Source organism: Brevundimonas sp. (assembly GCF_031082345.1).
Taxonomy (GTDB): domain Bacteria; phylum Pseudomonadota; class Alphaproteobacteria; order Caulobacterales; family Caulobacteraceae; genus Brevundimonas.
Genome location: NZ_JAVHLH010000055.1, coordinates 3,279 through 13,099 on the forward strand (window position 1 = coordinate 3,279; position 9,821 = coordinate 13,099).

Annotated in this window: 13 protein-coding genes; 8 read left to right on the top strand and 5 right to left on the bottom strand. The window is 69.9% G+C overall.

The genetic code is table 11. The annotated features are described in order from the left end of the window. Together RDU12_RS05500 and RDU12_RS05505 are read right to left on the bottom strand one after the other, a co-directional pair. The coding region (locus tag RDU12_RS05500; protein WP_308684230.1) for a FecR domain-containing protein at positions 1-891 on the bottom strand (891 nt) is incomplete at its 3' end. Positions 892-898: 7 nt separating this feature from the next. Then, positions 899-1,384 carry an RNA polymerase sigma factor gene (locus tag RDU12_RS05505; protein ID WP_374990191.1) on the bottom strand — a complete coding sequence of 162 codons (486 nt, stop codon included), beginning with the start codon at positions 1,382-1,384 and terminating at the stop codon, positions 899-901. A 479-nt stretch (positions 1,385-1,863) separates the two neighbouring features. On the opposite strand from RDU12_RS05505, the gene RDU12_RS05510 reads away from it, so the two are divergent. From RDU12_RS05510 to mtnP, 3 genes are all read left to right on the top strand, one after another. Beyond that, a complete protein-coding gene (locus RDU12_RS05510) occupies positions 1,864-2,106 on the top strand; it encodes a helix-turn-helix transcriptional regulator (RefSeq protein WP_300290714.1) in 243 nt (80 codons plus the stop codon). Positions 2,107-2,411: 305 nt separating this feature from the next. Further along, positions 2,412-2,882: a hypothetical protein gene (locus RDU12_RS05515; RefSeq protein ID WP_300290716.1), complete on the top strand. Its 471-nt coding sequence runs from the start codon at positions 2,412-2,414 to the stop codon at positions 2,880-2,882. Further along, on the top strand, positions 2,879-3,766 hold the full coding sequence (gene mtnP, locus RDU12_RS05520; protein ID WP_300290718.1) for an S-methyl-5'-thioadenosine phosphorylase: 888 nt from the start codon (positions 2,879-2,881) through the stop codon (positions 3,764-3,766). Before RDU12_RS05515 ends, mtnP begins: the two co-directional genes overlap by 4 nt. Positions 3,767-3,782: 16 nt before the next feature. Here the strand turns inward: mtnP and RDU12_RS05525 are convergent, their stop codons facing one another. Then, positions 3,783-4,385 (bottom strand): DUF2064 domain-containing protein, encoded by a 603-nt coding sequence (locus tag RDU12_RS05525; protein WP_300290720.1) that lies wholly within the window; start codon positions 4,383-4,385, stop codon positions 3,783-3,785. Then, positions 4,375-5,148, bottom strand: coding sequence for a TIGR04283 family arsenosugar biosynthesis glycosyltransferase (locus RDU12_RS05530; protein WP_300290722.1), 774 nt, complete (start codon positions 5,146-5,148; stop codon positions 4,375-4,377). The genes RDU12_RS05525 and RDU12_RS05530 overlap by 11 nt, the downstream gene beginning before the upstream one ends. Before the next feature lie 167 nt (positions 5,149-5,315). On the opposite strand from RDU12_RS05530, the gene RDU12_RS05535 reads away from it, so the two are divergent. The 5 genes from RDU12_RS05535 to RDU12_RS05555 are packed head-to-tail and all read left to right on the top strand — an operon-like array spanning position 5,316 to position 9,469. Continuing rightward, a complete protein-coding gene (locus RDU12_RS05535) occupies positions 5,316-5,747 on the top strand; it encodes a hypothetical protein (protein ID WP_300290724.1) in 432 nt (143 codons plus the stop codon). Positions 5,748-5,792: 45 nt separating this feature from the next. Further along, positions 5,793-6,950 carry an FAD-dependent oxidoreductase gene (locus RDU12_RS05540; RefSeq protein WP_308684231.1) on the top strand — a complete coding sequence of 386 codons (1,158 nt, stop codon included), beginning with the start codon at positions 5,793-5,795 and terminating at the stop codon, positions 6,948-6,950. Beyond that, positions 6,937-7,641, top strand: coding sequence for a flavodoxin family protein (locus tag RDU12_RS05545; protein ID WP_300293413.1), 705 nt, complete (start codon positions 6,937-6,939; stop codon positions 7,639-7,641). The genes RDU12_RS05540 and RDU12_RS05545 overlap by 14 nt, the downstream gene beginning before the upstream one ends. Before the next feature lie 2 nt (positions 7,642-7,643). Next, positions 7,644-8,924: a bifunctional alpha/beta hydrolase/OsmC family protein gene (locus tag RDU12_RS05550; RefSeq protein WP_308684232.1), complete on the top strand. Its 1,281-nt coding sequence runs from the start codon at positions 7,644-7,646 to the stop codon at positions 8,922-8,924. Further along, complete coding sequence (locus tag RDU12_RS05555; protein WP_300289271.1) at positions 8,921-9,469, top strand: carboxymuconolactone decarboxylase family protein; 549 nt, start codon at positions 8,921-8,923, stop codon at positions 9,467-9,469. Before RDU12_RS05550 ends, RDU12_RS05555 begins: the two co-directional genes overlap by 4 nt. 117 nt (positions 9,470-9,586) lie before the next feature. Here RDU12_RS05555 and RDU12_RS05560 read toward each other — a convergent pair. Beyond that, positions 9,587-9,821, bottom strand: a 235-nt coding sequence (locus tag RDU12_RS05560) for a MerR family DNA-binding protein (protein WP_308684233.1), incomplete at its 5' end; no start/stop codon positions are given.

Here is a 9,821-nt window from a genome sequence, read left to right on the forward strand (position 1 = left end):
GTCGACATCGCCGGCGTCGAAGGCGCCGCTCACGGCGATGTCGGCGATGTCCGGCGCCTGGAGCTCCACCTTGCGCGCGCTGTAGCGGTTGACCTCCGCCACCGCCGTCCGGATCGGCACGCCGTCGAAAATGAGCCGGCCGGTGGTCCAGCTGGTGGCGCGCGCGGCGTCGACCGGCGTAACCGCGGGGCGGTCGACGGTGGTGACGATCTGTTCGCCGGGCTTCAGGGTCCAGTCGGCGCGCTGGGCGCGCTGATCGCCGACCTTCACGCGTCCCTCGACCAGGACCACGCGGGCGCCGTCGCCGACCCGCCGCACCTCGAAGCGGGTGCCGATCGCCGTGACCCGGGTGTCGCCCGCCGCGACGACGAAGGGACGGTTCGGGTCTCCCTTGACGTCAAACAGGGCCTGCCCCCGCACCAGGGTGACCGAACGCAGGCCGGCGTCCAGCCGGACCTGGACGCGGGTGTCCGTGTCCAGGGTCAGCTTCGACCCGTCTTCAAGCTGGATGGTCCGCAGTTCGCCGACGTCCGTCGCATAGGCGAGCGGACGGTTGACCATCCACATCCCCGCCGCGGCCACGACGATGAGGGCGACGGCGAGACCGGCGAAAGGTTTGAGCAGGCCCGAGGCGGAGAATTTCGCCCGCGCGGGACGCGCCCGGCCCAGGGCCTCGGTCGTCAACGCCGCGATGTCGGCGTCGCCGGCGAGCTCGCGGCTCGAGTCCCAGACGGATTCCACGCGCTCGTAAGCCCGGGCGTTGTCGGGGTCCCGCCGCCAGGCGCTGAACGCCTTGACGTCGTCCGTCGACACCCGGCGCTGGCTCAGCCGGGCGAACCAGGCGGCGGCTTCCCGCCGCCGGATGTCGAGGTCGTCGTCGACCGTCATCATACCCTGCCTAATCGTCCAGTCGCGCCACGCAGTGCTCGAGCGCCTTCGACATCCGCCATTCGACGGTCTTGACGTTGAGCCCGCGCGCGGCGGCGATCTCCGCATAGGTCATACCGCCAAAGCGGCTCAGGACGAAGACGTCCCGGTAAAGGGGCGGCATGGTCAGCACGATCTGCTTCAGCAGCAGCTGGTCCGCCTGGGACGCGGCCTCGGCGAGCGCCGCGGGCTCGACCGCCAGGGATTGGCGTCTGGCGCGGCGGCTTTCGTCCCGCACAAGGTTCATGGCGATCCGCAGAAGGAAGGCCCGGGGGTGGCGGATGTCGCCGATACGGTAGGGCGCGGCGCGCAGATAGGTGTCCTGAACCACATCGGCGGCGCGGTCCGGATCGACGTGGGCCCTGAGCCGGCCGTCGAGCCAGCCCGCATAGCGGCGATAGAGGCTGTTCAGCCCCTCCGCCGCTTCCGGGTCCAGCTGCCTGGTGTCGGTCAACACGCCTCTCCGTCCGGGGGGCAGAACCGGAATCCTCAGGCGCGAGGGCTCGGCGTCGACCCGGCGCAGGCGTGCGCAGGACCGGACCACCGCTGGCGACAGGCGCGCCGGGCGCGCGTCGTTGTGTTGACTTCGCACAGGGGATTCCAGGCCCCTGCCGGCGCAAGCGCCGACGCCCCACCATGAATCAAACGGAATCGCGACGCAAGGCGGAGGGGTCGGGCGTTGGAATCCTCTGCGAAACGAGGCCCGCTACTTCAGCGCGCAGCGCCGCCTCCGCCCTGGGGCGAACCCCGGCTCCGGCTGCGCGCCTGTCTCACGGCGCCCGACCGGACGGCTGTAAGGGCCGCATCGCTGTGGTTCAACCCGCCTGGCGGCGAGGCCCGCCGCAATAAATCTGCGGCCAGCCCGCAAAACATCGACGTTGCCGAGGTCGGGCGGGCGCGGCTACGCAAGGAGGCCTGACAACCTGCGGTGTGAGTATGGACGCGCTGTCAACCGAACCCGATCCGGCGAAGCCCGGGGTCACCCTCAGTCCAAGGGAACGGGAATGTCTCCACTGGGCGAGCCTGGGAAAGAGCTCCGCCGACATCGGGACGATTCTCTCGCTGTCGCCGCGCACGGTCGACAGCTACCTCGAGAAAGTCTGCGCCAAATTCCGCGTCCGGACCCGTATCGAGGCGGTGGCCGCCGCGGTCCGGCAAGGGATCATCGATCCCGGCTAGGGAAGGGGGCGGGCCAGGAACTTCTGTGAGGAAGCCCGGCGTTTCGGCGCCGATCGCCGCCGACGTTCTCACGTCCCCTGGCTCAAGATCGACGCCTATCGTTCCCGGAACCCGCCAGGGCGTATTCTAGACATCGGTCGCCCGGCTTCCAATCGATTTGTCCAGCGCGCATGCGGTCGGCGCCCGCGGTTCGCCGCGACCGCCGCCGTGCGGGCGGCGGATGGCAACCCTGCGGGCGCTGTAACGATTTCAGTTTCGCTGCGAATGGATCAGACGGCCGAGCGCCGACACCTTGGGAGGATGAAATGAACACGAACGTACAAGACGCCGGATCACGTGGAGCCGGCCTCAAGGCGGGGGCCCTGGCGGGCCTGATCGCCGGGGCGGTCTTCATGATGATGGAGATGGGTCTGGTCGCCATGGCCGGCGACAGCCCATGGGGACCGCCGCGCATGATCGCCGCGATCGTCATGGGCGAAGGCGTCCTGCCGCCGCCGGCGACCTTCGACCTCATGATCCTGATGGCCGCCATGGCCGTCCACTTCATGCTGTCCATCGTGATCGGCGTTGTGTTCGCCCTCGTCGCGCGCCGTTTCGGCCTGGTGATGGCGGTCGTAGCCGGCGCGGTGGTGGGCCTCGGGCTCTATGTCGTGAACTTCTACGGCTTCACGGCGATCTTCCCCTGGTTCGCCATGGCGAGGAACACGATCTCGATCGTCTCGCACATCGCCTTCGGCGTGGTTCTGGGCCTGTCCTACCGGATGCTGGCCAAGTGACGGCAGGCGGCACCGGAGAGTGGGTCCTCGGCGTCATCGGCGGCTCGGGTCTCTACGAGATCGAGGGTTTGACCGACCGCGAAACCGTTGCGGTTGAATCGCCTTGGGGCGGGCCGTCTGACGCCCTGGTGACCGGCAGGCTGGACGGTGTCCGGCTGGTCTTCCTGCCGCGTCACGGGGTCGGCCACCGAATCCCGCCCGGGTCGGTCAACGCCCGGGCCAATATCGACGTGCTGAAACGGGCGGGGTGCACCGATCTCCTGTCGATCTCGGCGGTCGGCTCCCTGCGCGAGGAATTGGCGCCGGGCGCCTTCGTGGTGGTCGACCAATTCATCGATCGCACCGTGTCGCGTCCCGCCAGCTTTTTCGACAACGGCGTCGTCGCCCATGTCTCCATGGCCGATCCGGTGTGTCCGCGTCTGTCGGGGTTCGCGGCCGCGGCGGCGCGCGAGGCCGGGGCGCCGACGGTCGAGGGCGGGGTCTATGTCGCGGTGGAGGGGCCGCAGTTTTCGACCCGCGCCGAGAGTGAACTCTATCGTTCCTGGGGCGCCTCGGTCATCGGCATGACGGCCATGCCCGAGGCTCGCCTCGCCCGCGAGGCTGAGCTTCCCTACGCCAGCGTCTGCATGGTCACCGACTATGACTGCTGGCGTGCGGAGACGGCCCATGTCGAGGTGGCCGGGGTCCTCGCCATGTTGAAGAGCAATGCGGAGACCGCGCGGGACCTCATCGGCCGGCTGGTCCGGGCGTTGCCGGATGAGCGGCCGGCCTCGGCCATCGACAACGGCCTGGACTTCGCCGTGGTGACCGACCCCGCCCTCTGGCCGCCGGACCAGGTCCGCAAGCTGGCCGCGGTCTGCCCGCGAAAATTCGGGTCCGGCTGAGACCGGGGTGGGAGCCTCAGGCGGGGCGGCTCCCGGCGCGGTACCGGCCCAGGGACGCCCCGTCGTCGACGTCCTCACGCACACCGAGCAGGGCGTAGCGCCGCGGACCCATCGCACGCAGCGTGTCTTCCAGGGCGTGCTCCGTCGACCATCGGACGTTGTCGAACGGCAGATGGGCGCGCGGACCCCGACGCAGACCGATCAGCCAGTAGCCGCCGTCGTCGGCCGGACCGAATACCGCCTCGTTCGACCCGAGGGCGGTGAAGGCCGACGCCACGTCCTGCCGGGTTACAGTGGGGGTGTCCGATCCGAGGATGACCACTGGTCCGGGCGGCAAGGTGCGGACCACGCGCGACATCCGGGCGCCGAGATCGCCAGCACCTTGGGCGAGCGCCGGCCAGGGGCGGGTCCAGTCGTGGGGGCGGTCCGGCGCCGTCGCGATCCGCAGCGTCCATCGCGGATCGTGGCCCAGGGTGCGGGTCAGGCGTTCGAGGGCACCGCGGGCGAACCTCAGCGCCTCGACATCGCCGACGTCGCGCGCGAGCCGGCGCTTGCCGACGCCCAGACCTGGACGGCGGGCGAAGATCACCAGATGGCGATGGCTTCGGTCAACGGTCATAGAGGCGCGCGATCCGGTCGGCGGACGCGCCCATCAGGAACAGGGCGAGACAGCGCAGGTTCAACAGGCTCTGGCGAAGCCAGCCCCGGCGGCGCCAGCGTTCCGCGGAGGTGACGGCGGCGCCGGGCAACAAACGAAGACGTCGTCGCCCCAGTCGCCGCACCAGATCGACGTCTTCCATCAACGGCAGGGGAGAGAAGCCCCCGACGGCGTCATAGAGGGTCCGGTGAATCAGCAGTCCCTGGTCGCCATAGGGCAGGGCGAGGGCCGCCACGCGGAGTCTGACGCCGACTTCGAGCACGCGGGCCTGCCAGGCCGGATCGTCGAGGCGCAGGCGGAACACCGCCGCGCGCCGGCGATTGTCCGGCTTCGCCACATAGGCCCGGATCGCGGCCCAGGCCCGGGGGTCCAGCCGGGTGTCGGCGTGCAGGAAAAGCAGCCACGGCGCCGTCGCTGCTTCGGCGCCGCGGGCCAGTTGGCGACCACGGCCCGCCGGGCTCGCCAGCAGGTCCACGCCGAACCGCGCCGCGATCACTGGCGAACCGTCTCTGGAGCCGCCGTCGACCACGACGACCTGCTCTGTGGGACGCAGGTCCTCCAGCGTCGCCCGGAGCATGTGGCCGGCGTTGAGGACAGGAATGACGACCGCGATCGGCAGGACGTCGCAGGCGCGGGCCGACGGGACGGGCAAGGGGAGACTGACCCGCTTCGCCGCCTCGCCTGTCGGGGCGACGCGCGCGGTCGTGTTCGCGAACAGGTTCAACGGACCTCCGGCATCGTGACGCCCGCGCTCCGGAGGGACCACTGGACCATGACGGGCCCTATTCGGATCGGGCGAGGAAAGGTTTCATCGGGGCCGCGCTGTAACCATAGCCCCGCGGGCGCGAATAGGCGACGGGCGCGGATCGCGTCCGTCACAGGATTTCGCCCATGATTGCTCCGGCCCGGCAGCTTCCGCTCTCGCTCCTCCTCCTGCGACTCGGCGTCGGCCTGGTGATGGCGATGTGGACCCTCGACAAGTTCATCAACCCCGATCACGCCGGCGCGGTCTTCTCCAACTTCTACGGTCTCGACGCCCAGGGGCCTTTGGTGCTCATGGTTCTGGGGCTTGTCCAGGGCGTGGTCGTGATCGCCTTCCTGGCCGGCGCCCTGCGCACCCTGTCCTACGGCGCCGTCTTCGCGATGCACGCGGTCTCCACCCTGGCGTCGTGGCGGCAGTATTTCGATCCCTTCGAGAACCTGCTGTTCTTCGCGGCCTGGCCGATGCTGGCGGCCTGTTTCGCCCTGTTTCTCCTGCGTCGCTCCGATACCCTGATTTCGGTGGATCAGATCATGACGGCTCGCCGCGAGACCGCGGCTTGAGCGCCCGGCGACCGACCCGGTCTGGGCCCGGATCCCGGGTGTGAGGTGAGCGCCATCGATTCCTGCAAGGTGCACGCCGTTCTCGTCGGGGCGGGCCATGCCCATCTGGATCTGCTGCACCAGTCCGCCCGGCTGCGCCGCGCGGGGGTGAGGCTGACGCTCGTCGCCCCCCGGATGTTTCATTATTCGGGTCTGGCCACGGGCGTCCTGTCCGGGGCCCTGGCGCCAGAGGCCGCGGCGATCGATGTCGCCGCGCTGGCCCGCCACGCCGGCGTCGACTACCGCCCCGGTCGGGTCGCCGCCATCGATCGCGCCGGGAGGCGGCTGCTGCTGGACACCGGCGAGAGCCTGTCGTTCGATGCGGTCTCTCTCAACGTCGGCAGCGAGGCTTCGGCCCGCGCGGCCAAGCGGCCGGACGCGGGCGAGTGGACCGTCAAGCCGCTGGATCGCCTGTTCGCGCTTCGCGATGCGATTGAGGAATCCGTCCGAAAGGGCGCCAGCCCCCCGACCGTGGTCGTCGCCGGCGGAGGGCAGACGGGATGTGAAGTGGCCGCGGCGATCGCCGCTCTGCTCGGGCGTCTCGGCCTGCCCGCTCATGTGTTTCTGGCGGCGCGTGGCGCGCCGGCCTGGGGGCCGCCGGAGGCGCTGCGCCGGCTGCATCGGGTACTGACGGACCGGGGCGTGACAATCCTTGATGCGTCCGTCGTGGACCGTGGGTCAGACTATTGCCGCCTGTCGGATGGTCAGCGCCTGCCGTGCGATCACCTGGTCTGGGCGACCGGGCTGCGCCCGCCGCCGCTGATCGCGGCCCTCGGCCTTCCCCTGTCGGCGGACAGCCGCCTGCGGGTCACGCCCTCGCTTTGCTCTATCGCGGATGAGGCCATCTTCGGCGTCGGGGATTGCGCCGTGCTCGACCATGCGCCCCGGCCCACGGCGGGCGTCTTCGGGGTCCGCGCCGCGCCGGTCCTGCTGAACAATCTGGCCGCCCTGGCCGACGGACGACCGGTTCGTCGCTTCAATCCCCAGCGAACCTGGCTGTCGATCATGGACCTGGGCGACGGCCAGGGCCTGGCGATCCGGGGCGGCTCCTGGTCGCTGGGGCGCCCGGCCCTGCGACTGAAGCGTTACCTTGACCTCGGGTTCGTCCGGCGCATGCGCGCGCCGGTTCCCGCAGAATTGGAGAGTCCGCATGACGGCCTATGACGACCTCACCGCCCTGTTCATCAACACCAGCCTGAAACGGTCCAGCGAGCCGTCGCACACCCAGACCCTGATGGACGTCGCGCTCGCCATCATGGCCAGGCAGGGCGTGCGGACCTCGACGATCCGCGCGGCGGACCTGGACATCCCGCCGGGCGTCCAGCCGGACATGACCGAACACGGCTGGGACAGCGACGGCTGGCCCGCGATCCAGAAGCAGGTCATGGCCGCCGACATCCTGGTCATCGGCACGCCGATCTGGCTGGGCGACAAGTCGTCGATCTGCACCCGGGTGATCGAGCGGCTTTACGGCTGGTCCGGCAAGCTGAACGAGAAGGGGCAGTACGCCTACTACGGGCGCGTCGGCGGCTGCATCGTCACCGGCAATGAGGACGGCATCAAGCACTGCGCCATGAACATCCTCTATTCGCTGCAGCACCTCGGCTATGTGATCCCGCCCCAGGCGGACGCGGGCTGGATCGGGGAGGCGGGGCCCGGCCCCTCCTACGGCGACGACGGCAAGGTCGGGCTCGACAATGACTTCACCCAACGCAACACCACCTTCATGGCCTGGAACCTGATGCACATGGCGAAGATGCTGAAGGACGCTGGCGGCATACCCGCCCATGGCAACCAGCGAACCGCCTGGGACAACGGCGAGCGCTTCGACCATCCGAACCCGGAGTATCGCTGACCATGACGGCCGTGGACTTCGACTTCGTCAACACCGCCGGGCGCAAGCTGACGGGAGTGCTGGAAACCGGATCCGGACCCGTGCGGGCCTGGGCTGTGTTCGCTCACTGTTTCACCTGCGACAAGACCTCGCTGGCGGCGACGCGGGTCAGCCGCGCGCTGGCGGACCACGGCATCGGCGTGCTGCGCTTCGACTTTACCGGCCTGGGCGAGAGCGAGGGCGAGTTCGGGAAGGGCCTGTCGGGCGATGTGCAGGACGTGGTCTGCGCCGCCCGGGCGATGGAGGCGGCGGGCCGGACGCCGCGTCTGCTGATCGGGCACAGCTTTGGCGGCGCCGCGGTGCTGGCGGCGGCCGGGGCCCTGGAGACGGTGGCGGCGGTGGCCGTGATCGGGACGCCGTTCGACGCAGAACATGTGCTGACCCATGTCGGCCCGGCGCTCGAGGGCGTGGCGCAGGGGCGGCGCGTGCCGGTGTCGATCGCCGGGCGGGAATTCGAGCTCGGCGCGGACTTTGTCGAGGACATCCGGTCGCACAACCAGCGGGACCGGATCGCGGGCCTTAAGCGCGCCCTGCTGGTGCTGCACTCGCCGGTCGACGACATCGTCTCGATCGACAATGCGTCGGGCATCTTTCAGGCGGCGCGTCATCCCAAGAGCTTCGTATCGCTCGACCATGCGAACCATCTGCTGACCGGGAAGGCCGACGCGGACTATGCGGCGGCGGTGATCGCCGCCTGGGCCAGCCGGTATGTCGGCGACGCCGACCCGGCCGAGGCACAGCCGCCGGCGCAGGGCCTGCGGGTCGAGGAAACCGGCGCCGGCAAATTCCAGGTCAGGGTGACGACGGCGTCCGGCGGCTTCTTCGCCGACGAGCCCGTCAGCGTCGGCGGCCTCGGTTCGGGACCGACGCCTTATGACCTGCTCGGCGCCGGGCTGGGCGCCTGTACGGCGATGACCTGCCGGCTGTACGCCGATCGTAAGGGATGGCCGCTGGAGCGGGTGGTGGTCGAGGTCGGCCATGTCGCCAAGACCGCCGCGGCGCCCGATCATTTCACGCGCAAGATCGGGTTCGGGGGCGGGCTGGATGATGCGCAGCAAGCCCGGCTGCTGGAGATCGCCGATCGCTGCCCGGTGCATCGCACCCTGACGCAGAGCGCGACGGTGTCGACCGAGCGGCTCCCGCACGGGCGGCCGGACGAGGGCGTCGAGGACAATCCGGCGGACCATCTTCATCGCATGCAGGAAGTCTGCAAGGACCAGGATCTCAAGGGAGTTCGTTCATGAGTTTTTTCCCCTCGCTCGGCCCGGACGCCGCCGTGCGCAACGCCATGACGCTGAATCCCGACGCCTCGCGTCTGCTGATCGCCTTCCACACAGCTGTTTTGCGCGGTGACTCACCCCTGACCGCCGGTGAGCGGGAGCTGATCGCGGCCTTCGTTTCCGGCCTCAACGCCTGTAACTATTGCCACGGCGTCCACGCCGCGACGGCCCGGGCCTTCGGCGTCGATGAGACCCTGCTGACCCACCTCGTGGAAGACGAAGCCTGCGCCGCGGCCGAGCCCCGCTTCCAGCCGCTGCTGCGCTTCATCCGCAAGCTGACCCTGACGCCTTCGCGCATGATCAGGGCTGATGCCGAGGCCGTGTTCGAAGCGGGCTGGGACGAGCGCGCCTTGCATGACGCCATCACCACGGCGGCCCTTTTCAACTTCATGAACCGCTATGTCGAGGGCCACGGTCTGGTGCTGGACGACAGCGATCTCGCGGCGCGCGGCGAGGGCCTGGCGCGGGATGGCTATGCCCCGCTGGAGGCGTGGTTGCCAAAGGCCTGATCAGGGCGAAACTCAACGCCAGGGCCGCGCCGGCCGGAGTCGGGCGTCCGCCCGCACGCGACAACGGGAATTGCCCTTGATGGCGGTGCGGGCCGGTATCTCCGCGAGGGGGCCGGTTCAGCGCGCCAGCGCCTCGAGCACCGGACAGAGCGGCGCCTGGTCGCCCGAGCACTGCGCCGCGGTCGCGGACAGAACTCGCTCAATCCGGCGCAGGTCGGAAATCTTGGCCCGCACATCCGTCAGGTGACGTTCCGTCCGGGCCTTGACCTCGGCGCAGGTCTGGTCGCCGCCATCAGTCAGGGCCAGGAGGCCGCGAACTTCCTCGATGCTGAAGCCCAGTTCGCGACCGCGG

Bases quoted from the DNA above. Each gene is read 5' to 3' on its own strand.
- RDU12_RS05510 (WP_300290714.1), top strand. From the start codon at position 1,864: ATGGACGCGCTGTCAACCGAACCCGATCCGGCGAAGCCCGGGGTCACC.
- RDU12_RS05515 (WP_300290716.1), top strand. From the start codon at position 2,412: ATGAACACGAACGTACAAGACGCCGGATCACGTGGAGCCGGCCTCAAG.
- RDU12_RS05525 (WP_300290720.1), bottom strand. From the start codon at position 4,385: ATGACCGTTGACCGAAGCCATCGCCATCTGGTGATCTTCGCCCGCCGT.
- RDU12_RS05535 (WP_300290724.1), top strand. From the start codon at position 5,316: ATGATTGCTCCGGCCCGGCAGCTTCCGCTCTCGCTCCTCCTCCTGCGA.
- RDU12_RS05545 (WP_300293413.1), top strand. From the start codon at position 6,937: ATGACGGCCTATGACGACCTCACCGCCCTGTTCATCAACACCAGCCTG.
- RDU12_RS05550 (WP_308684232.1), top strand. From the start codon at position 7,644: ATGACGGCCGTGGACTTCGACTTCGTCAACACCGCCGGGCGCAAGCTG.
- RDU12_RS05555 (WP_300289271.1), top strand. From the start codon at position 8,921: ATGAGTTTTTTCCCCTCGCTCGGCCCGGACGCCGCCGTGCGCAACGCC.